This is a genomic window from Ochrobactrum quorumnocens (assembly GCF_002278035.1).
GTDB classification, from domain to species: domain Bacteria; phylum Pseudomonadota; class Alphaproteobacteria; order Rhizobiales; family Rhizobiaceae; genus Brucella; species Brucella quorumnocens.
The window spans coordinates 2,497,216-2,522,100 of record NZ_CP022604.1; the positions used below are offsets into that span (position 1 = coordinate 2,497,216).

Consider the following 24,885-nt stretch of genomic DNA (forward strand, 5'->3'; position numbering starts at 1 on the left):
ACGATTAAGCCGCCTTGCTGTCAGCTTCCGGCTTCTTTGGTGTCGGAGCCGTTACAGGTGTGTCGGTATTGGCTGGCTGCCTGGTCATGATTTTCAACAGACTTGCAATGGTCGATTTCAGCTCAAGACGCGAAATGACCATATCGACCATGCCATGTTCCATCAGATATTCAGCGCTCTGGAAGCCCTCGGGGAGCTTTTCGCGAATGGTCTGCTCGATCACGCGTGGACCGGCAAAGCCAATCAATGCGCCGGGTTCTGCAATGTGGATATCGCCCAGCATAGCGTATGAAGCGGTGACACCACCGGTGGTCGGGTTGGTGAGAACAACGATATAAGGCAAGCCTGCTTCCTTGAGCATTTCCACGGCAACGGTCGTGCGTGGAAGCTGCATGAGCGACAGAATGCCTTCCTGCATGCGCGCACCACCCGATGCTGCGAACAGAACCAGCGGACGCTTTAGTTCAATGGCTTTCTGGAAGCCCTGAATGATCGCTTCACCGGCACCCATGCCGAGCGAGCCACCCATGAAGCCGAAATCCTGAACGGTTGCTACAATCGGCAAGCCTTCAATCGTTCCAAGACCATTGATGATCGCGTCTTCCATGCCGGTACGCGAACGATAGTCCTTGAGACGATCGATATATTTCTTCTCGTCGCGGAATTTCAGCGGGTCGACAGGAACTTTTGGGCTTTCCAGAGTAGTGTATTCGCCATTGTCGAAGAAGAAACGCAGACGGTCCTTGCCCTTGATGCGCATATGATGGCCTGAGCCGGGGATCACAAACTGATTGCTCTCAAGGTCCTTGTGAAACACCATTTCGCCGGTCGATGGATCCTTGATCCAAAGATTTTCCGGCATCTCGCGACGTCCGAGCATCGAATTGATCTTTGGACGAACGTAGTTGGTGATCCAATTCATGACGTTTGGTTCCGTTTCTTGTTCTTCAAAACTAACTAGCGCTTAAATGGACGATTTATTGGGCAGCTTCAAGGCGTGTTGCACGAACACTTGCTGCCAATGCACTGACAAGTTTGGTAACAGCAGCGACAGGATCGCCGCTAACCTTGCCATTTTCGTCGAGTTCTGCCGCAACCGCATTGACGATTGCAGTGCCGACAACAACGCCGTCAGCAGCTTCAGCAATGGCTGCAGCCTGTTCAGGCGTCTTCACACCAAAGCCGACGCAGATCGGCAGTTGGGTGCTCTTCTTGATGTGGCGCACGGCGTTGGCTACGCGTGTTGTATCGGCAATCGCCGAACCGGTGATGCCGTTCATCGAGACGTAATAGACGAAGCCCGACGAATTATGCAGCACCTTTGGCAGGCGCTTGTCGTCCGTGGTTGGCGTCGTCAGTCGGATGAAATTGAGGCCTGCTTGCGTTGCCGGAATGCAGAGTTCCTTGTCCATTTCAGACGGTAGATCGACAATGATGAAGCCATCAATGCCGGATGTTTTTGCATCAGCAAGGAAGCGTTCAACGCCATAAATATAGATCGGATTGTAATAGCCCATCAGGACGATTGGCGTCGTGTTGTCATCCTTGCGGAAGTCAGCGGCCAGTTGCAGCGTTTTCTTCAATGTCTGCCCGGCATCGAGCGAGCGCAGGCCAGCCGCCTGAATGGCCGGACCATCTGCCATCGGATCGGAGAAGGGCATGCCAAGTTCGATCACATCGGAGCCAGCCTTGGGTAGCGCCTTCATCACATTGAGCGATGTTGCGTAATCCGGATCGCCGCCCATGAAATAGGTAACCAGCGCCGGACGTCCTTCGGACTTGAGCGATGCAAATTTGGTGTCGATGCGTGTGGTCATACCGTGCCCCGTGGCAAAATGCGCGTAAGATAATCGGCGGTGGACTGCCCGGACATAACCGTTTCCATCCATGCACGCCGTTCAAAGTCGATGATTCCCAGTTCCCAGACACAGGCCATCAGTAATGGCTGTGCAGGCTCGAATTCAACTTCTTCGTTGAGTTCGGATTGCCAGAGAATCTGGGTTGCGATGCCGCCTTCCAGCCACCAGTGCAGGAGCAGCCAAAGGCTTTCCTCGCCCTGATGCAGAATGGCAAAGCCCGCGCCAAGATGTGGCGTGTGCTCAAGCTTGTCTGCAACGGCTGCAATCTGCCGTCGTGCGATGCCGACTGCTGCTTCTGCAAGCGGATTGGAAGGGTCGGCTTCAATAATGTTGAGCTTGATCGTTGCCGGGCCGCACTCCGTCAGTCCGTCGAACCATGCGGCACGCGGTCTGTAGGAGTTGGTGTCGGCGACGATCAAGCTCATGGAGTCCTCACATGTCCATGCCGAGCAACTGCCCGACCGTATGGACATCCTTGTCGCCACGGCCTGACAGGTTGACGATCATAACCTGATCCTTACCCATGGATGGTGCCATTTTCACAGCTTGTGCGATGGCGTGTGCGGATTCCAATGCTGGAATAATGCCTTCAACGCGAGTGCAGAGCTGGAAAGCTTCGAGCGCTTCATCATCGAGGATTGGCACATATTCAACACGGCCGCTGTCTTTGAGCCATGAATGCTCAGGGCCGACGCCCGGATAATCGAGACCTGCGGAAACCGAATGGCCTTCAAGAATCTGACCATCTTCGTTCTGCAGCAGATAGGTACGGTTGCCATGCAGAACGCCCGGGCTACCAGCACTCATCGAGGCGCAATGCTCAACGCCGTCAAGACCACGACCACCTGCTTCAACGCCGACAATCCTGACCGATGAATCGTCAAGGAACGGATGAAACAGGCCGATTGCGTTCGAGCCACCGCCGACAGCTGCCACGATCACATCCGGCAGACGGCCTTCCTGTTCAAGAATCTGCTTGCGCGCCTCAATGCCGATAACCGACTGGAAGTCGCGAACGAGTTCTGGATAAGGAGCAGGACCGGCTGCGGTGCCGATCAGGTAATATGTGTCGTCAACATTGGTGACCCAATCACGAAGCGCTTCGTTCATGGCGTCTTTCAGCGTGCCATTTCCAGCCGTCACCGGCTTTACTTCAGCACCCAGCAACTTCATGCGGAAAACGTTTGGCTTCTGACGTTCAACGTCGGTCGCGCCCATGTAGACAACGCAAGGCAGGCCGAAGCGCGCAGCAACCGTTGCAGATGCAACACCGTGCTGGCCAGCGCCAGTTTCCGCGATGATGCGGGTCTTGCCCATGCGTTTGGCAAGAAGGATCTGGCCGAGGCAATTGTTGATCTTGTGGCTACCGGTATGGTTCAGGTCTTCGCGCTTGAAGTAAATCTTTGCGCCACCCAGATGCTTGGTCAGGCCTTCCGCAAAATAAAGCTTGGAAGGGCGACCGGCATAATAAGTCGACAGATTGGAAAGCTCGGCCTGAAATTCAGGATCGGTCTTTGCCGTTTCATAGGCTTCCTGCAATTCAAGGATCAGCGGCATCAGCGTTTCGGCGACGAAGCGTCCGCCAAAAATGCCGAACATGCCTTCTTCATCCGGGCCTGTCTTATAGGAATTGGGTTCAACCGGCTTATTCAACGCTTGCCACTCCGTCATGTTCAGGCGTGCTTCGCAGATGGTCTTTCATCCGCAGTCGCAACGGCCTGGAAAAATTCTTCAATCAGACGCACATCCTTTTCGCCGGGTGTGCGCTCTACTCCGGACGATACATCGATACCCGGCGCGCGTGTCTTTTGCAGCGCCTCGGCAATGTTGCCCGCGTTCAGTCCACCGGAAAGCATGTAATCGACACTTTCGTCAAGCGCGTCGAGCAATGCCCAGTCAAAGGATACACCATTGCCGCCCGGAAGGTCTGCGCCTTTCGGTGGCTTGGCATCAAAAAGAAAGCGATCGGCAATGCCCTTGTAAGGTGCGATCGCATCAAGATCGTGAGCTTCCCGCACCGCAAATGCCTTGATGACCGGCAGGCTGTAACGCTTTTTCACGTCCGCAACACGTTGCGGCGTTTCATGGCCGTGCAGTTGCAACATGTCAGGCTCAAGCTCGCGCACGATTTCATCAAGCGTGGCATCGTCAGCGTCGACCGTCACCGCGACAACTTTGGCGCGGTTTCGGGCTGCTTCGCGCAATCGGCCCGCAGCGGCAGGCGTGAGATGGCGCGGGCTTTTTGGAAAGAAGATAAAGCCAATATGGGTCGCCCCGCCAATGAGCGCAGCCTCGACTGCTTCAGGCGTTTTAAGACCGCATATTTTTATATCAAAAACCATGGCGTTTCCGTCGCACATATTGCTGCACGACTCAAGTTAATCCGGGAACTGCGCAAAAACAAAGAAATAGAACGGCGCCCCTTATTCAACCCAAACTGGAACCGTCCTCATAGCCCTTAGCGATCAGATAATCATACGCTTCCATGACCTCAAGGGGAACTGCTTGTGCAATCTGGAAGCCCTGCGCCGGATATTCGAGAATACGCCGGATATCGCCGGTCATTTCACGCATGAGCATTTCGAAACTATGGCCCGGTGTCGGCTGATCTTCGAAGGATGTCGGCGGGGCTGTAACGAAAGCCTTGGCTTCGGGCCATTGCCGATCAACAGTCGCGCGAACCCGACGCTGGGTTTGTGGCTTGGTCACGAAAATCGGACTGATAGCACCCGGCACCATTTTCTCACGCGAGAACAAGATGTTTTCGCCAATATTGGTGGCCTTTGGCTCAATGATGATTGCTTCTCTCGGGACACCTTCGGCAATCGCAATTTCTGCAAATGCTTCCGCTTCGGAGTTTTTATATAGGCCTTTGGTCCAGTTGCCGCTGTGGCCTGTAAACATGAGCCAGGTGGCAAGGCCTTGCATATAAAGCTCTGAGGCGTGTTTTGCGACGCGCGTATCGTAGCTACCCAATCCGATAATGACATCGGCGGTCTGAAGTTCATCATAGATGCAATGGTAATCCCATAGCATACGCGCTGCGGCCAGTATTTCGGCCGATACTGCAATTTGAATGTCTGATGTCATGTAAAGTCGATAGCCTGTAATGCGCTGCCATTGCGCTTTAGCCATGCTTTGCAGCGCTCGGTGTCGGGGCAAAGATCAAGGCAGAGTTTCCAGAATTTCGGCCCATGGTTCATCTCGATCAGATGCGCCACTTCATGAGCGACGAGATAGTTGATGACGGGCGGCGGGGCCATGCCGATGCGCCATGAAAACGAAAGCACGCCTTCCGAGGTACATGACCCCCAGCGGCTTTTGGTATCCTTGAATCGGATCGCTTTGGCTTTACGGCCCACGGTTGTTGTGTGACGAGCAACCAGTTGTTCGATGTCGCGCTTGACTTCACGCTTGAGGTAATCGGCGACGCGCCGCGCAAGATGCGTAGGGTCGCCATGAACGAGCAGAATATTGCCTTCCAGCAAATCTACCGTGCCGCGTCCCGGCTGATGAGTGATGAGATGCGGAACGCCACGAATGGGGATTTTGACGCCTGCGCGGATGCCTGCCTGATCTGGCAGTTTCGCAATGCGACTTTCGATCCAGCCCTCATGGCGGATCAGAAAGCTCTGAATCTCACGATCCGGCAGACCGGGTGGAATGGTGACACGCAGACCTTTGCCGCCAGTCTCAATGCGCAGGGTCAAACGTTTGGCGCGCGGGTTTTCCAGCACGCGCAAAGGCAATTCACGTCCCGCGACCGCATGAATGCGTTCGTTTCTGACTATCGCCGACTTTTTAGCCTTCGATGAACGAAATAAGGAAAAGCCCATCACTTAAGAATAAGTGATTCGCAGAAAAAGCCAGAAAATTTTCTATTTTTTAGCAAAACGACGCGGACAAAGCCCGCGTCGTAGTCATGTATAGACAACGATTTTAGAAAGGTCAGATGCGTAGTTTCAACACTTTAGGGTGCCCGCTATGCGTCCCAAGGGGCGCATAGCGCTCCAAAGGTCAAATGTCTGTGACTTCGTTGCTGTCGTTCTTTTTGCGTGTCGCTGGCGTCCGTTTTCCGGAGGCTTTGCGTTCAGCCATGAAACGGTCGAACTCTTCCTTGTCGCGAGCACGGCGCAGTTCTGCCGCATAGGCTTCAAAATCAGCGCGCGCTTCTTCCAGCTTGCGGCGTTCTTCTGCCAGGCGGTCGAGTTCTTCGCGACGCCAGTCGTCAAAAGCTGCATTGCCGGTTGTGCCGCCAAAGCCGAAGCTTTCGCTCTTGCCGCAGTTGCGGAACGAGCCAAACATCGAGTCGGTCTTTTCATTCACACTGCGTTTGAAATCACCGAGACGGTCGCCCCAGATGATATAGGCGAGCATGGCGAGACCAAGCGGCCAGAAGAAAATGAAACCCAGCACCATCAGCGCGATTGTCGCTGGCGTCCATGCGGGGCGGATCAATGCGGAATTGGTCATGGTTATCTCCGTCAACTCTGAGCCGGTTGTTAATCTCTCGGCTTGATTTTGAGGTGGTGAACCAATTGCGTTATTTCAAGAATATCCTTGGTCTAATCCCGCATAACGGGAGCTAACCAATGTGATTATCTCGAAATTTTTTTGCGTAAATGTTCGAGGACAGCCACGCCAAGTCCCGCCAAAAGCGCCCAGAAGGCTGAACCGACGCCGAAAAAAGCGATGCCTGAGGCTGTCACAGCAAAAGTTATGACCGCTGCAAGCCGTTCTTCTTCATGTTTGAGGGCGAGCGACATGGCGTTGATGAACGGGCCTGTCAGGGCAAGGCCCGCCACCAGCGCAATGAGTGTTGTGGGCAGCACAGCGAAGATCGCGACAAGCGAAGCGCCAAACAGAGCGAAGACGACATAGATTGCTGCATAGACGGGACCGGTCAGCCAGCGCTTCGCATGATCGGGATGGGCATCCGGGCCGGTGCACAGAGCTGCAGAAATGGCAGCAAGATTGCTGGTGCCTGCGCCAAAAGGCGCTGAGAGCAGGGAGAAAAGACCTGTCACCTGCAAGGAGGCGCTGGTCGGAGGCTCATAGCCCGAAGCGCGCAACACTGCAAAGCCCGGCAGGTTCTGCGATGCCATGGTGACGATATAGAGTGGAAGCGCCAAGGCAATAATCGCGCCCATGTGAAATTCGGGCCAGATCAGTGTCAGCGTCGAAATTTCGGGCGCAGGCAATTGTGGTGCGCGACCTGACAAGAGCGCGTAAGTCATGCCGATTACCAGCACGGCGATAACGGCGAGAGACGGGTTAAACAGGCGGATCACGAAAAACAGAGCCACCAAGGGCAGCACGAAAGCCGGGTCAAGTGAGACGGTCTTTGCCGCTGCGATAACGAAACTCAGCAATACGCCTGCCAGCATGCCCGATGCGACAGAGGTCGGAATACGCGATACCAGCGTCGAGAGCTGCCGGATTAGCCCGGTCAGGATCAGGGCAATGGCTGCCACAATAAAAGCGCCAACGGCTTCAGGCATGGTGAAACCTACGCTCGCGCCAATCAGTGCCAGGCCCGGCGTTGACCAGGCTCCGATAATCGGCATCTTGTAACGAACACTCAACCAGGCGGACGAGGCGGCAATTGCCAGACAGACAGCTGTTACCCAGCTCGCTGTTTGCGCCTGCGTTGCACCAAGTGCATTTGCTGCCGCAATGATGAGCGCCAGCGTAGAGCCAAAGCCGACGATTGCCGCGACGGCTGAAGATGCAAAGACCGAAAAGCGCATGGATTATTCCTCGCCGGATATGGGGCCAGATATGCGTTCGACTAAGCCCGATACAGTGCGGACGAGCAGATCGAGGTCCTGCGGGCGAGACAGGCGATGATCGCCGTCACGAACCAGTGTCAGCGTCACATCATCGACCGGCAGATGCTCGACCAGCTTCAAGGCGTGTTGATAGGGAACAGCCTCATCCACCATGCCTTGCAGAATATGGACCGGGCAGCCCGTGTCGATGATTCCCTTCAGAACCAGATTCTGGCGTCCATCTTCGATCAGTGCGCGGGTATAGATGTATGGATTGGGCGAGTATTCCGAAGATTCCTCGAAATAGCCTTGTTCGATGAGATCACGCTTTTGTGCTTCGGTCAGCGACGGCTCGACGAGTTCGGCGGTGAAATCCGGTGCCGGCGCGATCAGAACGATCCCAGCAGGTGACTTGCCAGCCTTTTTCAGCTCTTGCGCCATGCACAGCGCTATCCACCCGCCCATCGACGAGCCGACAAGTATTTGCGGGCCTTGCGCATATTTCGCATAAACTGCGAGGCTTTCGTCGAGCCAGCGCGAAATCGTTCCCTGGTTGAAGTCGCCACCCGACTCACCATGGCCCGAATAATCGAGGCGAAGTGCCGAATGTCCGCTCTTTTGGGCCCATTCATCGAGAACGACAGCCTTTGTGCCGAGCATGTCGGAACGGTAGCCACCAAGCCAGACGACGCCGGGAGCATTGCGCCCCGCTCTGTAACGGACAGCAATATTGGCGCCGTTCACGTCGATAAAATCCGGCTGTGTTCCGCTCATTTCCGTCTCCTGATTGCCTGTAAGGAGTTGTCACTCTCATTTGCCATTTATGTCACTACGGTAAAAGCTGTCCGCCTTCCACCCTCTTGAAATACTCGGACCACCTGCTTGAAATATTAACAAATGTGACCGATATGTCGCTCGCCCCCTTGGAAATGCGAGTTTATTCAGCCGGGGGTGATTTTCCTCTTCAAAGATGCTATTGACTTTACCGCTCGCTTGACCACATTTCCGCGTTAAACTGCGGTTTGATGGGGGAATGCCGTCGCGGGCTACGAAATTACACCGCTGTTGACGTTAATAATCAGGAGATAACGACCATTCGCCGACCGTTCAGAGCGACGCCGGTCCAGAAAGACGGACCGCGCTCCAACCGTGATATCCGGGTTCCCCGGGTCCAGCTCATCGATGCCGAAGGCCACAACCACGGCAGCATCCCGACGCAGGAAGCAATTGCAATGGCTGAGGAAGCCGGTCTCGATCTCGTTGAGATCGTGCCGAACGCCGAGCCACCTGTCTGCAAGATCGTGGATCTTGGCAAGCTGAAGTATCAGAATCAGAAAAAAGCCTCCGAAGCGCGCAAGAAGCAGAAAACGGTCGAAATCAAGGAAATCAAGATGCGACCGAACATCGACACTCATGACTATGAAGTGAAGATGAAGGCTGCACAGCGTTTCTTCGAAGAAGGCGACAAGGTCAAGGTTACGCTTCGTTTCCGTGGCCGTGAAATGGCCCACCAGGAGCTCGGTATGAAGCTTCTGTTGCGCGTGAAGGAAGACACTGTTGAAATCGCAAAGGTGGAATCCGAGCCAAAGCTCGAAGGCCGCCAGATGATGATGGTGTTGGCTCCGCGCTAACAGTAAGTTGCTGCCTTTGAAAAGCCGCCTTCGGGCGGTTTTTCTTTTTCTGGATTATTCCACTTTTCAGAGATCAAGATGAAAACACTTGGCGAACTGGGCAAATATCAGCAACGACGTCGTCTTGCGATTGCCATTGTTATTGGGCTTCTTGTGGTTGCGCTGTTGTTTGTGCGCTCACAATCGACAGGCCATATGCATGAATATATTGAAGCCTTTGGCATCAGCCTCATCGTTGCGGCCATTATTGGTCGCATGTGGTGCACGCTTTATATCGGCGGACGCAAGAGTGCGGAAATCGTGCAAAGCGGCCCTTATTCCATCACGCGTAATCCACTTTATGTTTTCAGTGCCATCGGTGCCATTGGCATCGGCGCGCAAACGGGAAGCATCATCATTGCGCTGGGCTTCGGTGTTCTGTGCTATCTGGCATTTGCCACCGTCATCCGTACCGAAGAGAAGTTTCTGAAGGCGAATTTCGGAAAGCCCTATGAGGCTTATTGCGCAAGTGTTCCGCGATTCTTTCCAAAACTGTCCTTGTTTCGGGACGACAAGGAACTGATTGTAAAGCCCGACCGCATTTATCGCACTTTTACGGACGGCCTTGTGTTTTTCGTCGCCTATCCGTTCTTTGAATTCATCGAATATCTTCAGGATGTCGGTACATTGCCAGTACTTTTGCGCCTTTATTGATAATTTGGCGGCAACTCGTCCAGATTCACGCTGATTCAGTCCAGTTCGGGCATTGCGTTTTTCAGGCTTTAGGCCTATAAGGCCGCGTTCGAACCGCCCGGCAGGGCATGCCGTGGCGGTTTCGTATGCTTTCTGGACTTGGTCGGTCCGGGAGTCAAACAAGGGTTCCGGTCTTTTGCGGATACGGACGTCGCTTAAACAAGAGGCGTGGAGTGCTGCAAGCACGACGGGGACTAAACAAAGGAGTAGCAAAATGCCCAAGATGAAGACCAAATCGGCTGCTAAGAAGCGGTTCAAAATTACAGGCACTGGCAAAGTTGTAGCTGCGGCTGCAGGCAAGCGCCATGGCATGATCAAGCGCTCGAACAAGTTCATTCGCGATGCACGCGGCACCATGGTGCTCTCGGAAGCAGATGCGAAGATTGTAAAACAGTTCCTGCCTAACGGCCTCTAAGCCGCTGTCCTTTAAGGAGATCATATCATGGCACGTGTAAAACGCGGCGTAACTTCCCACGCCAAGCACAAAAAAGTTCTCGATCAGGCTTCCGGTTTCCGTGGCCGTCGTAAGAATACAATCCGCACCGCTAAGGCTGCTGTTGATCGTTCGAAGCAGTATGCTTACCGCGATCGCAAGAACCGTAAGCGTACGTTCCGCGCTCTCTGGATTCAGCGTATCAACGCTGCTGTTCGTGAGCAGGGCCTGACCTACGGCCGTTTCATCGACGGTCTTGCTAAGGCAGGTATCGAGGTTGACCGTAAGGTTCTTTCCGACATCGCAATTCATGAACCGGATGCGTTCGGTGCGCTGGTTGCGTCGGCAAAGAAGGCTCTCGAGTACCTCAAGAACACCGAGACCCCAAATGCTTTTGAAGGCGCTGTTCGCTAAGCCAGCCGCCTTTCCCGAAGCATACTGATAATTTTGGGAACCCGCGCTGGCTCGGCTGGCGCGGGTTTTTCTTTCGTATCTGGCGGCCTCCGCAAATATCACCGATCAAGAGGCGTGGAGCGGCAAGCTAAACACGAGGCGTGGAGTGCCGAAGGCACGACAGGGACTTAAATCAAGAGGCGTGGAGCGCCTTAGGCGCGACAGGGATTTAGACAATGAGCGATCTTGAACAACTCGAACAAACAATTCTTGGCGATATCGCCCAGGCTGTTGATGAGCAGGCGATTGAAGCGGTACGCGTTGCTGCATTGGGCAAAAAGGGCACGATCTCTGAGAAGCTGAAAACGCTGGGTTCAATGTCTCCTGAAGAGCGTCAGGCACAGGGCCCGGCGATCAATGGTTTGAAGAACCGCGTCACTGAAGCGCTGACTGAGCGTAAGACCGAATTGCGTCGCCAAGCGATTGCCGCTCGCCTTGAGCGCGAGAAGGTCGACGTGACGTTGCCAGTTCGTGAAAGCGCTGCATCGCGTGGCCGCATTCACCCAATTTCGCAGGTTATCGATGAAATCACTGCAATTTTTGCGGATATGGGCTTCTCGATTGCCGAAGGTCCAGATATCGAGACCGACTATTACAATTTTACGGCGCTGAACTTCCCTGAAGGCCATCCGGCGCGCGAAATGCACGACACGTTCTTCTTCAATGCAGACGAGAAGGGTGAGCGCAAATTGCTGCGCACGCATACCTCTCCGGTGCAGGTCCACACGATGGAGAAGTTCGCAGCGCTGCGTGACAAGGAAGGTCGTGACGAGCCGATCCGCATCGTCATTCCGGGCAAGACCTACCGCATGGATTCCGACGCCACCCATTCGCCGATGTTTCATCAGGTCGAAGGTCTGGTCGTCGATAAGTCGGCTAATGTTGCCAATATGAAGTGGGTGCTGGAAGAGTTCTGCAAATCCTTCTTCGAAGTGCCTTCGGTGACAATGCGTATGCGTCCGAGCTTCTTTCCTTTCACCGAACCATCGGTTGAAGTCGATATTCAGTGCGACCGTTCCGGCCCGCATGTGAAGTTCGGTGAAGGCAATGACTGGCTCGAAATTCTGGGCTGCGGCATGGTACATCCGAATGTACTGCGCGCTTCCGGCTACGATCCGGACGTCTATCAGGGCTTCGCATGGGGCATGGGTATCGACCGTATTGCCATGCTGAAATATGGCATGCCTGATCTGCGCGCCTTCTTCGATGCCGATGTGCGCTGGATCAATCATTACGGTTTCCGTCCCCTCGACATTCCGACGCTGTTCGGCGGTTTGAGCGCGTAAAGACAGGAAAGGATAAGCAAATGAAGTTCACACTTTCCTGGCTCAAGGATCACCTTGAAACCGATGCGACGCTGGAACAAATCGTCGAAAAGCTGACCGATATTGGTCTGGAAGTGGATGGGGTCGATGACCGCGCCGCTTTCAAGGCGTTCAAGGTCGCCAAAGTTCTGACGGCTGTTCAGCATCCGGATGCCGACAAGCTGCGCGTTCTCTCGGTTGATACGGGCGAAGGCCAGCCGGTTCAGGTTGTTTGCGGCGCACCAAATGCCCGCGCCGGTCTGGTCGGTGTTCTGGGTCGTCCGGGCGACTACGTGCCGGGTCTTGATGTCACGCTGTCAGTCGGCAAGATTCGCGGTGTCGAAAGCTTCGGTATGATGTGCTCCGAGCGCGAGCTTGAACTTTCTGAAGAGCATGATGGCATTATCGATCTGCCTGATGATGTTCCGGTCGGCACAAGCTTTGCCGCCTATATGGGCCTTGATGATCCAATCATCGAAATTGGCCTCACGCCAAACCGTGCCGATTGCACAGGTATTCGCGGCATCGCGCGCGATCTTGCAGCCGCTGGCCTTGGTACACTCAAGAAGCTTGATGCCGAACCTGCGAAGGGCGAGGGCGAGACGCCTGTAAAGGTTGTTCTCGATCAGGACACCGAGAACCCATTCTGCACCGGTTTTGCATTGCGTCTGGTCAAGGGCGTGAAAAACGGCCCAAGCCCGAAATGGATGCAGCAGCGCCTGAAGGCTATCGGCCTGCGCCCAATCAATGCACTGGTGGATATCACCAATTACGTGACATTTGATCTTGGTCGCCCGCTGCACGTCTTCGATGCGGCTAAGGTCAAGGGCAATCTGACAGTTCGTGCGGCCAAAGACGGCGAAACCATTCTCGGCCTCGACCAGCGAGACTATAAGTTCAAGCCGGGCATGTATGTGATCGCCGATGAAAACGGTCCCGAATCGATTGCCGGTATCATGGGTGGCGAGCATTCAGGTTGTGACGAAAACACCGTCGATGTGCTGATCGAATCGGCTCTCTGGGACCCGCGCATGATTGCCCGCACGGGTCGCGAACTCGGTATCGTCACGGATGCGCGCTATCGTTTTGAGCGTGGCGTCGATCCGGAAATGATGATCCCGGGTGCGGAAATTGCAACCAGACTCGTGCTCGAACTCTGCGGCGGTCAGCCGACAGTTCTCGACGTGGTTGGTTACAAACCTTATCAGACACGCGTCATCGATTTCCCGGTTACAGAAGTCAAACGCCTGACCGGCATCGAAGTGCCTTATGATGCCTCGTTCGATATCCTGAAGCGTCTTGGTTTTGGCGTTGAAGGCGATGGCAAGGTCATCAAGGCGAGCGTGCCAAGCTGGCGTGGCGACGTCGAAGGCAAGGCCGACCTCGTTGAAGAAGTCATGCGTATTCATGGCATCAACCAGATCGCGCCGCAGCCGTTGCCAAATCATGGTGCGGTTAATGGCCGTATCCTGACGACGCTTCAAATCCGCACGCGTCTTGCGCGTCGCACACTTGCTTCGCGCGGCATGATGGAAGCTGTGACCTATTCCTTCATTTCCGACGCGCAGGCCAAGGCCTTTGGCGGCGGCAAGCCGGAACTGAAACTTGCCAACCCGATTGCAGCAGATATGTCGGACATGCGGCCTTCGCTGCTGCCGGGTCTGCTGAGTGCTGCACAGCGCAACGCGGATCGCGGTTTTGGCGATACGGCTTTGTTCGAAGTATCGGGCATCTATGAAGGCGACAAGCCTGAACAGCAGCGTCGCGTGGCTGGCGGCATTCGTCGTGGCACGGCTGGCGTTGAAGGTTCGGGTCGTTTCTGGTCAGGCAATGCTGCAACCGTTGGCGTGTTCGATGCCAAGGCTGATGCATTGGCAGCACTTGAAGCAGCTGGCGCACCAGTTGACCGTATCCAGATAGAAGCCGGTGGGCCTGAATGGTTCCATCCGGGCCGTTCGGGCACGCTGAAACTCGGTCCAAAAGTTGTGCTGGGTTACTTCGGTGAGTTCCACCCGGACACGCTGGAAGTGCTTGATGTATCGGGCAGCCTTTGCGGATTTGAAGTCTACATTGATGCGATTCCTGAGCCGAAAGCTAAGGCAACCCGCACCAAGCCAGCTTTGAGCCTGTCGCAGTTCCAGAGCCTCAAGCGTGATTTTGCGTTTGTGGTGGATGCGAATGTGGAAGCTGGTAGCGTTGTGAAGGCGGTTTCATCTGCCGATAAGAAGCTGATCGCAGGCGTTCAGGTCTTCGATATCTTCACAGGCGCATCACTCGGTGAAGGCAAGAAGTCCATTGCAGTTGAAGTGCTGTTGCAGCCGCAGGATCGCACGCTGACCGATGAGGATCTCGAAACCTTGTCGAAGCAGGTGATTGCAAGTGTCACCAAGCAGACCGGCGGCGTCCTTCGCGGCTAAATGCAAATGAAAAGCCCGGCGCCAGGGTGTAGATCTGATTCAATCAGATCTACACTCTGGCTACTTATTTTAACGCGCATCTTTGTCCGAAAACCGTTTCACACTTTTCGGGATGCGCTGCACGCCGGGCTTTTTTAACCACGCAGGCCGATGCAATTGCCCCATGGGTCTTTGATCTGGCACATGCGCAGACTGTCCTGAATAGCGAGCGGCCCGCGATAAAGTGTTCCACCAATGGCCATGAAATGCGCGACCGATGCGTCGAAATCATCAACATGCCAGTAAACAACACTGCCTGCAGTTCCTGATGCTACCTTTTCATCTGCAGGAACAATCTCCAGATCGACATTGCCGATTTTCAGATAACTGAAATCGAATGCCTCAAGGTGTGTGAGGACGGCTTGCGGAAAGGCCTTGCGATACCAGTCAATTGCAGCCTCCACATCGCTTACATGCACAAGAACGGCGGATATGATGCCGGTCATGCAGGAACGGCCTGACGCAAAGGCATCGCGAGCATTGCCATATCGATAATCTTTTGAACGGCGCCACGCGAATTGCCGTCGCGGGCTTCGAACGAAATGCTCTGCTGGATCATATGATAGAATTCGGTCATCTGCACGATATCGGTTTCGGCAGGCAGATCGCCTGCTAAAATGCCGCGTTTCAGCCGCTCTGAAAGCCGTTCATGATTGGTGTGGCGGACGACCTGAAGGAACTCCTTAACAGGCACATTTTCCGGTCTGCACTGGATGGAGCTGACGCTGATCATACAGCCGCCTGCAGGGCAGGCAAAGGCACTATCGGCGGTGAGTTCCAGCCATTTGCGCAGGCCGTCCTGTATGGTTGTGGATTTTTCGAGAGCGTCAAATGGAGCAGCACCGATGGTGCGCTGATAATAGTCGACCGCTTCGCGAAACGCCTGCTCCTTGTTGCCAAACGCGGCGTAGAAGCTCGGCGGCGTGATGCCGATTGCCAACGTGAAATCGTTGATCTGAGCGCATTCATAGCCCTTCGCCCAGAAGACTTTCATGACTTTTTCCAGCGCAGCATCGCGATCAAAGCTGCGTGGACGCCCGCGCGGAACCATTTTTCTACCTTTCTGTAGTCATCCCTATATAATTTGCTTGACGCTCCGGAGCAAGGCGATATGAATTATGTAGTATTGACTATATAAATAGGATTCGTCCCATGAACGAAGTGTGTGATTCTGCCCTCGTGGCGGAAGAAGTTGTTGCGTCGCCAAGTGAGGCGCGGGCGATTCCACTGGTGGTCTATTGTTTGACGCTGGGCGTCTTTGCATTGACCACTTCCGAGCTGATGATTTCAGGAATGATGCCCGCACTTCAGCAAGCTTTCGGGCGTTCCATTTCTGATATTGGCAACCTCATCTCGCTTTACGCGCTGGGAATGATGATTGGTGGGCCGCTGGTAACTGTGCTGTTTCTGGCCCTGAAGATTGAGAACAAGCGTGGCCTGCTCTTCCTGCTTATTTTCTATGCGGCCGCACAAAGCATTGCTGCCTCGACCAGCAATTTCCACGTGATGCTTATCGCACGTGTTCTGACCGGCATGGCTGCGGCAACAAGTTTCGGTCTGATGCTCGCAATCACCGCACAATTGGTTGCGCCTGAACTGCGTGGCCGCGCTTCCTCGCTGGTCTTTGCGGGACTGATGCTCTGCACGGTTCTGGGCGTACCTCTGGCAACCGTGATCACCAACAGTTTTGGTTGGCGGGCAAGCTTCTGGACGATTGTTGTTGTCATCCTCTTCTGCGCCCTTGTTATTGCGCTCAAAATTGAGGCGAAACCGAACCAAGACGAGGTAAATCTGCGCTCCGAACTTAATGAAATGCGTAAGCCAAGGCTCTGGGCAGCCTATGCCACAAGCGCATTGGTGATTGGCGCATCGTTCTCGGTCTATAGTTATCTGTCGCCGATCACAGCGAAATTGGCGGGCTTTCCTGAAGCGCAGCTGCCGTTCCTGTTGGCCATTTACGGCGCTGCAAACATCATCGGCAACTACATCGTTGGTCGCTTTGCCGACCGTCATACGATTGCGGCTATTTTTACTGGCATTCTCGTCATGCTCGTAGCAATGGTGATTTTCGCGCTCTTTGCGGAATTCAAATTTGCAACGGTTCTTGCAATCGTCATGATTGGTCTGACCGGCATTGCGCTCAACCCGGCTTTCATAGCGCGTGTAATGCGGATTGCGCATCCGGGTGCACTGGTCAATGCGATGCATGCATCCGTTATCAATATCGGGCTGGGCCTTGGGCCTTGGGCGGGTGGTCTGGCGCTAGAGTCCGGTTATAGCCTGCACGCCCCACTCTGGGTGGGCGCAATCATGACGCTTGGAGGTCTGCTTACCCTTGCACCCCGCGCTTTGCGTCGAATGTAATTCGTTCAAAGGGCACCCAAAAAAAGCCGGGGTTGATGCCCCGGCTTTTAATTTCGAGAGTCTCTTAATCCTTTGAGAACATCGTCGCGCTCTGTGATGTCGAAACCATCGTGTTGTAATCATTCACGATCCACTGCAGATCGGAAGCGGCGCCGCCTTTGCGTGCGTCACCTTTTGTCTTCTCCAGCTTTTCCTGGAAATCGCGCAGCTTGCCCAGCAGGCTTGCCGGGCGGGATTCAAAGACGTGGAATGAGTTTGGATGTTCTGTCGCATAGTCGTCCATTTCACGGACAGCGGTTGCATAGGAATCCATGGCTTTGCCGAAAGCCTCCATATCGACAATCGGCTTCTCATTTTCAGGCAGCAACTCGACGAGAGCATTGGCGCGGATCATGACATTGCGGACATGCCAGCTGGCTTTTTTGCCCTCTGCCTTTTCAAGCGCATCAAGCTCGGCCAGATCGACCTTGCTCTTTTCTTCGCTCAGCAATGCATCGACACGCTTGCGCTCCTTGGTAAATTCCGGCGCATATTCTGCGATCTGCTTGTGGAATTCCTTGGCACCGGCATATTTGTCGGACTTGTAGTCCTTGCGGTCGTAATACTTGCTGGCCTTCTCGATCACGGGTGCAAGCTTCTGATAGATCGCAATATAGCTCACCATTGCCTCATCGAGAGCAGGCAATTTAGGCTCTGCCGTGATGGCTGCTTCAGCCGCTTCGATCTCGCTGCGTACATCATAGAGCGAGTAAAGACCGTAAACGTTGCGTTCCTTGCCGGTTGGGCCCTTCTTCATGTCGACCCAGCTGTCGTAGCGGTCAAGCGATTCCGAGGCGCGAATGGTTCGGTTAAGAAGCGAAACATAGGCGTTCATCTTGTCAATCGCAGCATTCGGATCAGCCTCTTCAGCAGATTGCGCAAAGGCTGCTACTGGCAAAATGACTGCCAGAAGTGTGAACAGGATCGCACGAGGCGAGAAGCGTTTCATATGATTTTCCCTCTTTGAGCACATTCTAAAAACTGCAAATTGTCTTGAGCATACTTACTTTAAAAGCCGGACGTTGTGTCCCCCTCCGACTATTCGCAGGCCCTGCGGTTCTTTGGCCCATTTGTTTGAGGGCCCATTTATTCGCGGGCGCATTTTATTCGCGGGCATTGTCTGGGAGCCAGTTACGCCCGGAACGATTCCTTATGACAGTGATGATTGTCGCGGCGATTGAAAGCACGATCAGATATTCGACGAAGCGGAGTGGTATAACGAACCAGCCACTGATTGTGCGCTCGTTCGCGCCATAAAGATTGATGACCTGAAACTCATAATTCACGCCGGTACTGCCGCCGCCATGCGTGACGGTTTCTTTGATTTGAAGGTAGCTGCCGCGGCTTCCCAAAAGCCAGGCGAACGGTTGGTTGTAGATTGGATTGCCACGGCTATCCAAACATATGCCGACGAACGACATGAAAGAAATCATGATTGCCGTAGCTTCCGGCTTTCGCCAGTCAACTTTGGTGAACCAGAATATCGCAGAACAAACCATGAGAACAAAAATGCTTGCGACACCATCAATGGAGATGACGCCGTAGATTCCATACATCAGGCCCAACCCCGCAAGGGAGAAGCAAGCAATGACAGCAGCGGCGATGGCAAATATGCCAAGAACTTTCGTTATGGTTCCTGTTTGCATGGCGGGCAAAGAGCATGCGGAAGCAAGAAAGACAAGCTTTATTAGAGTCTTCTACTTTGCGGAGATGTTCGCATGAATATGCGTGTGTTCTCAGAGAGAAGGCCATTGAAGTCGGTCAGTAAAGAGAGGCGGAGATGATCCCGCCTCTCGAGGTCAATTAGAATTCTAGTTCGAACAATCAGAGCCCGGTCATGGCGAGCGAGGCATCGGTATAACGTTTGCCTGCAATCTTCTCAGAATCGAAAAGCGTGTTGAGCCGGTCAAGCTCTTCGGTGGTCAATGTCACGTTGGTTGCTTCCGCATTGTCTTCCAGATGGTTAATCTTGCGAGCCCCGGGAATAGGAACGATGTAATCGCCCTGATTGAGTACCCAGGCGAGTGCCAGCTGGGCCGGAGTCACCTGCTTTCCACGTGCAATCTCGGCAATCAGATCGACCTGTTTGTTGTTGGCTTCAAGATTGCCCGGCTGGAAGCGCGGAAGCGTCTTGCGGAAATCATCCTCTGCCAGATCGGATTGCGAACGCACCTGTCCCGTCAACATGCCGCGACCAAGCGGGCTATAGGGTACGAAGCCTATACCAAGCTCGGCACAGAGTGCCAAAACCTCCTGTTCAGGATCACGCGTCCAGAGTGAATATTCGTTCTGGAGAGCGGCAATCGGGTGAACTGCATGCGCACGGCGGATCGTCTTTACGCCCGCTTCGGAAAGGCCGATCGTGCGAATTTTGCCTTCATTGATCAGGTCCTTCATCGTGCCGATTACATCCTCGATGGGAACGTTTGGATCGACGCGATGCTGATAAAAGAGATCAATTGTTTCAATACCGAGGCGCTTCAAAGAAGCTTCGGCCACGGCACGGATATTTTCGGGGCGGCTGTCCACACCAACCGGTTTGCCGTCTTCAATCTTGAAGCCGAATTTCGTGGCAATGGTTACTTTATCGCGGAAAGTCTTGAGCGCCTTGCCCAAGAGCTTTTCATTTTCATAGGGGCCATAAACTTCAGCCGTATCGAAGAATGTGATGCCCAGATCAAAAGCACGGTGCAGTGTACGAATGGCATCCTGTTCTTCTTGTCCGCCATAGGCATAGCTCATGCCCATGCAGCCAAGGCCGATTGCGGACACAGTCAGTTCCTGGCCAAGCTTGCGCGTTTTCATCGGTATTCCTTTCGGGACGAGTTCTGAAATTCGAATGTCTGCACATGTATGCAGAACAAAGCGCGGAAACCCCGAGAGGCAAGAGGTGGGCAAGGGGAATGCAATTGCGGGGTTTCCGGTGAGGCAGAAACTACGCCCAGAATCCGTGTTCGATAATACCGATTTATTTTCACGGGTTATTCTATATTTTAGAACAATGAATCGAAATCAGCTTTCCCAACTTGCAGTTCTGGCCGCTGTTGCAGCCCATGGCAGTTTTCGTGGTGCGGCGAGAGAATTGTCGATTGCGCCATCGGCTGTCAGCCATGCCGTTGCAGCTCTCGAAGATAGCCTTGGTATCCGGCTTTTGTCGCGCACCACGCGCAGCGTGGCGCCCACCGATGCCGGACGCCAATTGCTGGAGCGACTTGCGCCCGCGCTTGAGGAAATTCATCAGGCTCTCGGGGCGGCGATAGAAGCGCGTGAGCGCCCTGCAGGAACGCTGAGAATCACGCTGCCGCATATTGCGGCGCAGTTTGTCATTGCACCGCGGCTTGGAGCGTTCGCTGAAGCCTATCCGGATATTACCCTTGATCTGACAGTCGAAAGCGCTTTTACCGATATTGTATCGGCGGGCTTTGATGCAGGCATGCGGCTCGGTGAAAGTCTTGAAGCGGATATGGTCTGCGCACGTCTGACCAGTGATCTGCGGGCAGCAATCGTCGCGTCGCCTTCCTATCTAGCAACTGCACCTATTCCCAAGCATCCCAACGATTTGATGCAGCATCGTTGCGTGCGTCATCGCTTTGCCAGTGGCCGCATATATCGCTGGGAGTTTGAAAAAGCGGGTGAGGAACTGGAAATTGCCATCAACGGCTCGCTCATCCTTAACGATGACAGACTGATTCTTGACGCTATTCTTAACGGTGCCGGTCTTGCCTATCTATTTGAGGACCATGTCCGCGAGGCATTGAAAGACGCTCGGCTTGTCAGAGTGCTTGAAGACTGGTGCCAGCCTTTTGCCGGGCTTTATCTCTATTATCCAAGCCGCCGCCAGATGCGGCCTGCCTTGCGCGCATTCATTGATTTCTTTCGCGGATCTTATGAGATGCAGCACCGCTTTCTGGGGGCGTGAGATTGGACCATCTTCGTTACTCAGGCCTTTCTAAAAAGGCAAAGAAGGAGCATTTCAGCAGGCTCATCCAAGCTGATCCCGTGCTTTGGGACGCGCTACATCGTGTGCGCAGTCTCAACCTTTCCGATTGGTGGCTTGTATCGGGAGCGCTCTATAATTCTGTGTGGAACGCTTTGACTGGACGCGCCCATGGCTATGGTATCAAAGATATCGACGTCGCATATTTCGATGATCGGGATATTTCGTGGGAAGCTGAGGATAAGGTCATTCAGGCGGGTGCGTCAGTCTTTGCAGGTTTCCCTTTGCCTGTCGAAATACGCAATCAGGCTCGCGTACATCTATGGTTCGAAAAGCGTTTCAATAAGCCCTATATGCCGCTTCGTTGCGCATCCGAATCGATAGAGCGTTATGCAGCTATTGCGCATTGCGTGGGTGTCCGTCTGGAAATTGACGGCAGGCTCACTATTCACGCTCCTTTTGGGTTTAATGATATTTTTTCGTTTCGTATTAGGCCCAATCGTGCCATCGATAACCGCGAAACATATGACATCAAGGCTCGTCGCGCGTTGGAACACTGGCCTGAACTGATTGTTCAGTGCTGGGGCGAACAAGGTTGAAGCCGATATAGATAAGGGAATAGCATGTTTCGTTGGGGTATTCTTTCCACCGCCAAGATTGGCGTCACGCAGGTCATTCCGGCGCTGTGTGCTTCCGATAATGGTGTGGTTCATGCGATTGCCAGCCGCGATCATGCACGCGCTCGCGCTGTTGCTGACCGTTTTGGCGCGACGCTCGCCTTCGGTTCCTATGAAGAGCTGCTGGCAAGTGAAGAAGTGGACGGCGTTTATATCCCGTTGCCGACTTCGCAGCATATCGAATGGACATTGAAGGCGGCTCAGGCTGGCAAGCATGTGCTTTGTGAAAAGCCGATTGCTTTGAAAGCCGACGATATTGATCAGCTGATTGCGGCACGCGACAAACACAAGGTCATAATCGCAGAAGCTTTTATGGTCTATTACCACCCGCAATGGATCAAGCTTCGCTATCTTCTCGCGGAAGGTGCCATTGGGAGATTGCGCCACGTGCAGGGCGCATTCAGCTATTTCAACGACGATCCGGGCAATATGCGCAATCAGCCGGAACTCGGTGGCGGTGCGCTGCCCGATATTGGCGTGTATCCGACGGTGGTCACGCGGATGGTAACGGAAAAAGAGCCGCTCTCGGTTCAGGCTTCGGTCGAGTTCGATCCGAGGTTCGGCACTGATCGCTATGCGAATGTATCTGCGCGATTCGATGGCTTTGACTTGAGCTTCTATGTTGCAACCCAGCTCGCTGGTCGCCAAACCATGGTTTTCCACGGCGATAAGGGATTTATTGAGGTTCACGCGCCATTCAACACCGGCAAATATGGCCATGGCCGCATTACGCTCTATAATGCAGGACATACGGAGGCGACTGAATGGTCGTTCTCCGATACAAACCACTACCAGCTTCAGGCTGAAAACTTCGTGCGGGCCACGAAGGGCGAAGGCGTGATGCTGTTTTCTTTGGAAAACTCGAAGGCAAATCAGAAATTCATCGATGCGATTTATATGGCGGGTAAAAGCAACGGTTTCGTAAACGTCTAAGAGAACCGTAAATTTTGACAGGCAGGAATCTTTCGCTCTCACACAGCTTGTGACTTGCAGTGAAAAACAGCCTTTCTTATATACGCCACGCACGAGGCTTTGATGACAGGCCCGGTTGGTCAATGGTGATCTTCCGTACCGCAACCTTGAAGCAAGCATTGTGAAATCGATAGGAGCCGCTTATGGAACGCTCGGTAGAGGTCCTGGCGGTTTGCTGAATGGAGAGAAATATGGCTAAAGTTATTGGTATCGATCTGGGAACGACCAACTCCTGCGTTGCCGTCATGGACGGAAAAAGCGCGAAGGTCATCGAAAATGCTGAAGGTGCTCGCACAACGCCTTCGATCATCGCTTTCAGCGATAGTGACGAGCGCCTCGCTGGCCAGCCTGCGAAGCGTCAGGCTGTCACTAATCCTGAAGGCACCCTGTTTGCCGTCAAGCGTCTGATTGGTCGCCGCTTTGATGACCCAATGGTCACCAAGGACAAGGATCTCGTTCCTTACAAGATCGTCAAGGGCGACAATGGGGACGCATGGGTAGAAACCCACGGCAAGAAGTATTCCCCATCGCAGGTTTCCGCGATGATCCTTCAGAAGATGAAGGAAACCGCTGAATCATATCTCGGCGAAACCGTGACGCAGGCTGTTATTACGGTTCCGGCATACTTCAATGATGCTCAGCGTCAGGCAACCAAGGATGCCGGCAAGATCGCTGGTCTTGAAGTTCTGCGTATCATCAACGAGCCAACGGCTGCAGCACTTGCTTACGGTCTCGATAAGAGCGAAGGCAAGACCATCGCTGTTTACGATCTTGGCGGCGGCACGTTCGACGTTTCGGTTCTTGAAATCGGCGACGGCGTGTTTGAAGTAAAGTCCACCAACGGTGACACGTTCCTCGGCGGTGAAGACTTCGATATGCGTCTGGTCGAGTACCTGGTTGCCGAGTTCAAGAAAGAACAGGGCATCGATCTTAAGAAAGACAAGCTTGCTCTGCAGCGCCTCAAGGAAGCTGCCGAAAAGGCCAAGATCGAGCTTTCCGCTGCTCAGCAGACCGAAATCAACCTGCCGTTCATCACGGCTGACCAGACCGGTCCTAAGCACCTTGCAATCAAGCTTTCGCGTTCGAAGTTTGAAAGCCTCGTGGACGACCTCGTTCAGCGCACGGTCGAGCCATGCAAGGCAGCTCTTCGCGATGCGGGCCTGAAGGCTGGCGACATTGACGAAGTGGTTCTGGTTGGCGGTATGACCCGTATGCCGAAGATCCAGGAAGTCGTTAAGGCTTTCTTCGGCAAGGAACCACACAAGGGCGTAAACCCTGACGAAGTTGTTGCCATGGGTGCGGCCATTCAGGGCGGCGTTCTGCAGGGCGACGTCAAGGACGTTCTGCTGCTCGACGTGACCCCGCTTTCGCTCGGCATTGAAACGCTCGGTGGCGTATTCACCCGCTTGATCGAACGCAACACGACGATCCCGACCAAGAAGTCGCAGACCTTCTCGACGGCTGAAGACAATCAGTCGGCAGTGACGATCCGCGTCTTCCAGGGCGAGCGTGAAATGGCAGCTGACAACAAGATCCTCGGCCAGTTCGACCTCGTTGGCATCCCGCCGGCACCGCGTGGCGTTCCACAGATCGAAGTCACCTTCGACATCGATGCCAACGGTATTGTGAACGTGTCTGCAAAGGACAAGGGCACCGGCAAGGAACACCAGATCCGCATTCAGGCATCGGGTGGTCTTTCGGACGCTGACATCGAAAAGATGGTCAAGGACGCTGAAGCAAATGCTGAAGCCGACAAGCAGCGCCGCGATGCGGTTGAAGCCAAGAACCAGGGTGAAAGCCTGCTTCATTCGTCTGAAAAGTCGTTGAAGGAATATGGTGACAAGGTTTCGGCTGAAGACAAGCAGGCAATCGAAGGCGCAATCGCAGCGCTGAAGACCTCGCTTGAAGGCGACGATGCTGAAGATATCAAGGCGAAGACGCAGGTTCTTGCCGAAGCTTCCATGAAGCTTGGTCAGGCTATGTATGAAGCAGCTCAGGCTGCCGAAGATGCAGGCGCTGAAGGTGGCGAGCAGGCTTCTTCCAACGACGATGTCGTTGACGCCGATTACGAAGAAATCGACGACGACAAGAAAAAGTCGTAAGCCTTGTCCGTAAAGCTTAAGCCCGGGTCATTCCCGGGCTTTTGCGGCCTTTCGGGACGGTTGCACCGGACGGACAAAAATAAAAAACAGTCCAGCAGACAGGTCATATAGAGGCCGCTTTGCGCAAAATGGGACCGTGGAGACGCAATCCGGAA

General features: G+C 54.0%; 27 protein-coding genes. 12 read left to right on the top strand and 15 right to left on the bottom strand.

The window, feature by feature from the left end; translation table 11 throughout:
- Positions 1-4: 4 nt before the first annotated feature.
- The 10 genes from accD to CES85_RS21690 all read right to left on the bottom strand — a co-directional run bounded on the left by accD (position 5) and on the right by CES85_RS21690 (position 8,404).
- A complete protein-coding gene (accD, locus tag CES85_RS21645; protein ID WP_095447739.1) occupies positions 5-922 on the bottom strand; it encodes an acetyl-CoA carboxylase, carboxyltransferase subunit beta in 918 nt (305 codons plus the stop codon).
- 55 nt (positions 923-977) lie between these two features.
- A complete protein-coding gene (gene trpA, locus CES85_RS21650; protein ID WP_095447740.1) occupies positions 978-1,817 on the bottom strand; it encodes a tryptophan synthase subunit alpha in 840 nt (279 codons plus the stop codon).
- The gene (locus tag CES85_RS21655) at positions 1,814-2,284 is read right to left on the bottom strand and encodes a hypothetical protein (protein WP_095447741.1); all 471 of its coding nucleotides are present in this window, start codon (positions 2,282-2,284) and stop codon (positions 1,814-1,816) included. Before CES85_RS21655 ends, trpA begins: the two co-directional genes overlap by 4 nt.
- 7 nt (positions 2,285-2,291) lie before the next feature.
- Positions 2,292-3,512 (bottom strand): tryptophan synthase subunit beta, encoded by a 1,221-nt coding sequence (gene trpB / locus CES85_RS21660; protein WP_095448013.1) that lies wholly within the window; start codon positions 3,510-3,512, stop codon positions 2,292-2,294.
- Between the two features lie 20 nt (positions 3,513-3,532).
- Positions 3,533-4,201, bottom strand: a complete 669-nt coding sequence (locus CES85_RS21665) for a phosphoribosylanthranilate isomerase (protein WP_095447742.1) — start codon at positions 4,199-4,201, stop codon at positions 3,533-3,535.
- An 85-nt stretch (positions 4,202-4,286) separates the two neighbouring features.
- Positions 4,287-4,949: a YdcF family protein gene (locus CES85_RS21670; protein ID WP_095447743.1), complete on the bottom strand. Its 663-nt coding sequence runs from the start codon at positions 4,947-4,949 to the stop codon at positions 4,287-4,289.
- Positions 4,946-5,695 carry a M48 family metallopeptidase gene (locus CES85_RS21675; RefSeq protein ID WP_095447744.1) on the bottom strand — a complete coding sequence of 250 codons (750 nt, stop codon included), beginning with the start codon at positions 5,693-5,695 and terminating at the stop codon, positions 4,946-4,948. The genes CES85_RS21670 and CES85_RS21675 overlap by 4 nt, the downstream gene beginning before the upstream one ends.
- 181 nt (positions 5,696-5,876) lie before the next feature.
- Positions 5,877-6,332, bottom strand: coding sequence for a DUF2852 domain-containing protein (locus tag CES85_RS21680; RefSeq protein ID WP_095447745.1), 456 nt, complete (start codon positions 6,330-6,332; stop codon positions 5,877-5,879).
- A 125-nt stretch (positions 6,333-6,457) separates the two neighbouring features.
- Positions 6,458-7,609, bottom strand: coding sequence for a benzoate/H(+) symporter BenE family transporter (locus CES85_RS21685; RefSeq protein WP_095447746.1), 1,152 nt, complete (start codon positions 7,607-7,609; stop codon positions 6,458-6,460).
- Positions 7,610-7,612: 3 nt separating this feature from the next.
- Positions 7,613-8,404, bottom strand: coding sequence for an alpha/beta hydrolase (locus CES85_RS21690; protein ID WP_095447747.1), 792 nt, complete (start codon positions 8,402-8,404; stop codon positions 7,613-7,615).
- Between the two features lie 320 nt (positions 8,405-8,724).
- Between CES85_RS21690 and infC the strand changes: the two genes are divergently transcribed.
- The 6 genes from infC to pheT all read left to right on the top strand — a co-directional run bounded on the left by infC (position 8,725) and on the right by pheT (position 14,600).
- Positions 8,725-9,261 (top strand): translation initiation factor IF-3, encoded by a 537-nt coding sequence (infC, locus tag CES85_RS21695; protein WP_095448014.1) that lies wholly within the window; start codon positions 8,725-8,727, stop codon positions 9,259-9,261.
- Between the two features lie 78 nt (positions 9,262-9,339).
- The gene (locus tag CES85_RS21700; RefSeq protein ID WP_095447748.1) at positions 9,340-9,954 is read left to right on the top strand and encodes a methyltransferase family protein; all 615 of its coding nucleotides are present in this window, start codon (positions 9,340-9,342) and stop codon (positions 9,952-9,954) included.
- A 253-nt stretch (positions 9,955-10,207) separates the two neighbouring features.
- Entirely contained in the window at positions 10,208-10,408 is a 201-nt protein-coding gene (gene rpmI, locus CES85_RS21705; protein ID WP_024898386.1) for a 50S ribosomal protein L35, read from the top strand.
- Between the two features lie 27 nt (positions 10,409-10,435).
- A complete protein-coding gene (gene rplT, locus CES85_RS21710; RefSeq protein WP_095447749.1) occupies positions 10,436-10,840 on the top strand; it encodes a 50S ribosomal protein L20 in 405 nt (134 codons plus the stop codon).
- A gap of 215 nt (positions 10,841-11,055) precedes the next feature.
- Positions 11,056-12,165, top strand: a complete 1,110-nt coding sequence (gene pheS, locus CES85_RS21715; protein ID WP_095447750.1) for a phenylalanine--tRNA ligase subunit alpha — start codon at positions 11,056-11,058, stop codon at positions 12,163-12,165.
- 20 nt (positions 12,166-12,185) lie between these two features.
- On the top strand, positions 12,186-14,600 hold the full coding sequence (gene pheT, locus CES85_RS21720) for a phenylalanine--tRNA ligase subunit beta (protein WP_095447751.1): 2,415 nt from the start codon (positions 12,186-12,188) through the stop codon (positions 14,598-14,600).
- 134 nt (positions 14,601-14,734) lie between these two features.
- Here the strand turns inward: pheT and CES85_RS21725 are convergent, their stop codons facing one another.
- Both CES85_RS21725 and CES85_RS21730 read right to left on the bottom strand, forming a co-directional pair.
- Entirely contained in the window at positions 14,735-15,085 is a 351-nt protein-coding gene (locus CES85_RS21725; RefSeq protein ID WP_095447752.1) for a VOC family protein, read from the bottom strand.
- Positions 15,082-15,690 carry a TetR/AcrR family transcriptional regulator gene (locus CES85_RS21730; RefSeq protein WP_095447753.1) on the bottom strand — a complete coding sequence of 203 codons (609 nt, stop codon included), beginning with the start codon at positions 15,688-15,690 and terminating at the stop codon, positions 15,082-15,084. Before CES85_RS21730 ends, CES85_RS21725 begins: the two co-directional genes overlap by 4 nt.
- Before the next feature lie 101 nt (positions 15,691-15,791).
- Here CES85_RS21730 and CES85_RS21735 point away from each other — a divergent pair, with 101 nt between their 5' ends.
- On the top strand, positions 15,792-17,003 hold the full coding sequence (locus tag CES85_RS21735) for an MFS transporter (protein ID WP_095447754.1): 1,212 nt from the start codon (positions 15,792-15,794) through the stop codon (positions 17,001-17,003).
- Between the two features lie 64 nt (positions 17,004-17,067).
- On the opposite strand, the gene CES85_RS21740 is transcribed toward CES85_RS21735, so the two are convergent.
- Both CES85_RS21740 and CES85_RS21745 read right to left on the bottom strand, forming a co-directional pair.
- Positions 17,068-17,991: a YiiG family protein gene (locus tag CES85_RS21740; RefSeq protein ID WP_095447755.1), complete on the bottom strand. Its 924-nt coding sequence runs from the start codon at positions 17,989-17,991 to the stop codon at positions 17,068-17,070.
- Between the two features lie 154 nt (positions 17,992-18,145).
- On the bottom strand, positions 18,146-18,598 hold the full coding sequence (locus CES85_RS21745) for a hypothetical protein (RefSeq protein WP_235901781.1): 453 nt from the start codon (positions 18,596-18,598) through the stop codon (positions 18,146-18,148).
- A gap of 31 nt (positions 18,599-18,629) precedes the next feature.
- Here CES85_RS21745 and CES85_RS28135 point away from each other — a divergent pair, with 31 nt between their 5' ends.
- Positions 18,630-18,764, top strand: a complete 135-nt coding sequence (locus tag CES85_RS28135; protein ID WP_268967524.1) for a hypothetical protein — start codon at positions 18,630-18,632, stop codon at positions 18,762-18,764.
- 102 nt (positions 18,765-18,866) lie between these two features.
- Here CES85_RS28135 and CES85_RS21750 read toward each other — a convergent pair whose 3' ends face one another.
- Positions 18,867-19,847: an aldo/keto reductase gene (locus CES85_RS21750; RefSeq protein ID WP_095447757.1), complete on the bottom strand. Its 981-nt coding sequence runs from the start codon at positions 19,845-19,847 to the stop codon at positions 18,867-18,869.
- Between the two features lie 196 nt (positions 19,848-20,043).
- Here CES85_RS21750 and CES85_RS21755 point away from each other — a divergent pair, with 196 nt between their 5' ends.
- The 4 genes from CES85_RS21755 to dnaK all read left to right on the top strand — a co-directional run bounded on the left by CES85_RS21755 (position 20,044) and on the right by dnaK (position 24,730).
- A complete protein-coding gene (locus tag CES85_RS21755; protein WP_095447758.1) occupies positions 20,044-20,961 on the top strand; it encodes a LysR family transcriptional regulator in 918 nt (305 codons plus the stop codon).
- A 2-nt stretch (positions 20,962-20,963) separates the two neighbouring features.
- Positions 20,964-21,578 (top strand): nucleotidyltransferase family protein, encoded by a 615-nt coding sequence (locus CES85_RS21760; protein WP_167388308.1) that lies wholly within the window; start codon positions 20,964-20,966, stop codon positions 21,576-21,578.
- A 24-nt stretch (positions 21,579-21,602) separates the two neighbouring features.
- A complete protein-coding gene (locus CES85_RS21765; RefSeq protein WP_095447760.1) occupies positions 21,603-22,589 on the top strand; it encodes a Gfo/Idh/MocA family protein in 987 nt (328 codons plus the stop codon).
- A gap of 230 nt (positions 22,590-22,819) precedes the next feature.
- A complete protein-coding gene (gene dnaK / locus CES85_RS21770) occupies positions 22,820-24,730 on the top strand; it encodes a molecular chaperone DnaK (RefSeq protein WP_095447761.1) in 1,911 nt (636 codons plus the stop codon).
- The last annotated feature ends 155 nt before the right edge of the window (positions 24,731-24,885 follow it).

Bases quoted from the DNA above. Each gene is read 5' to 3' on its own strand.
- accD (WP_095447739.1), bottom strand. From the start codon at position 922: ATGAATTGGATCACCAACTACGTTCGTCCAAAGATCAATTCGATGCTC.
- trpA (WP_095447740.1), bottom strand. From the start codon at position 1,817: ATGACCACACGCATCGACACCAAATTTGCATCGCTCAAGTCCGAAGGA.
- CES85_RS21655 (WP_095447741.1), bottom strand. From the start codon at position 2,284: ATGAGCTTGATCGTCGCCGACACCAACTCCTACAGACCGCGTGCCGCA.
- CES85_RS21665 (WP_095447742.1), bottom strand. From the start codon at position 4,201: ATGGTTTTTGATATAAAAATATGCGGTCTTAAAACGCCTGAAGCAGTC.
- CES85_RS21670 (WP_095447743.1), bottom strand. From the start codon at position 4,949: ATGACATCAGACATTCAAATTGCAGTATCGGCCGAAATACTGGCCGCA.
- CES85_RS21675 (WP_095447744.1), bottom strand. From the start codon at position 5,695: ATGGGCTTTTCCTTATTTCGTTCATCGAAGGCTAAAAAGTCGGCGATA.
- CES85_RS21680 (WP_095447745.1), bottom strand. From the start codon at position 6,332: ATGACCAATTCCGCATTGATCCGCCCCGCATGGACGCCAGCGACAATC.
- CES85_RS21685 (WP_095447746.1), bottom strand. From the start codon at position 7,609: ATGCGCTTTTCGGTCTTTGCATCTTCAGCCGTCGCGGCAATCGTCGGC.
- CES85_RS21690 (WP_095447747.1), bottom strand. From the start codon at position 8,404: ATGAGCGGAACACAGCCGGATTTTATCGACGTGAACGGCGCCAATATT.
- CES85_RS21700 (WP_095447748.1), top strand. From the start codon at position 9,340: ATGAAAACACTTGGCGAACTGGGCAAATATCAGCAACGACGTCGTCTT.
- rpmI (WP_024898386.1), top strand. From the start codon at position 10,208: ATGCCCAAGATGAAGACCAAATCGGCTGCTAAGAAGCGGTTCAAAATT.
- rplT (WP_095447749.1), top strand. From the start codon at position 10,436: ATGGCACGTGTAAAACGCGGCGTAACTTCCCACGCCAAGCACAAAAAA.
- pheS (WP_095447750.1), top strand. From the start codon at position 11,056: ATGAGCGATCTTGAACAACTCGAACAAACAATTCTTGGCGATATCGCC.
- pheT (WP_095447751.1), top strand. From the start codon at position 12,186: ATGAAGTTCACACTTTCCTGGCTCAAGGATCACCTTGAAACCGATGCG.
- CES85_RS21725 (WP_095447752.1), bottom strand. From the start codon at position 15,085: ATGACCGGCATCATATCCGCCGTTCTTGTGCATGTAAGCGATGTGGAG.
- CES85_RS21730 (WP_095447753.1), bottom strand. From the start codon at position 15,690: ATGGTTCCGCGCGGGCGTCCACGCAGCTTTGATCGCGATGCTGCGCTG.
- CES85_RS21735 (WP_095447754.1), top strand. From the start codon at position 15,792: ATGAACGAAGTGTGTGATTCTGCCCTCGTGGCGGAAGAAGTTGTTGCG.
- CES85_RS21740 (WP_095447755.1), bottom strand. From the start codon at position 17,991: ATGAAACGCTTCTCGCCTCGTGCGATCCTGTTCACACTTCTGGCAGTC.
- CES85_RS21745 (WP_235901781.1), bottom strand. From the start codon at position 18,598: ATGTATGGAATCTACGGCGTCATCTCCATTGATGGTGTCGCAAGCATT.
- CES85_RS28135 (WP_268967524.1), top strand. From the start codon at position 18,630: ATGACAGCAGCGGCGATGGCAAATATGCCAAGAACTTTCGTTATGGTT.
- CES85_RS21750 (WP_095447757.1), bottom strand. From the start codon at position 19,847: ATGAAAACGCGCAAGCTTGGCCAGGAACTGACTGTGTCCGCAATCGGC.
- CES85_RS21755 (WP_095447758.1), top strand. From the start codon at position 20,044: ATGAATCGAAATCAGCTTTCCCAACTTGCAGTTCTGGCCGCTGTTGCA.
- CES85_RS21765 (WP_095447760.1), top strand. From the start codon at position 21,603: ATGTTTCGTTGGGGTATTCTTTCCACCGCCAAGATTGGCGTCACGCAG.
- dnaK (WP_095447761.1), top strand. From the start codon at position 22,820: ATGGCTAAAGTTATTGGTATCGATCTGGGAACGACCAACTCCTGCGTT.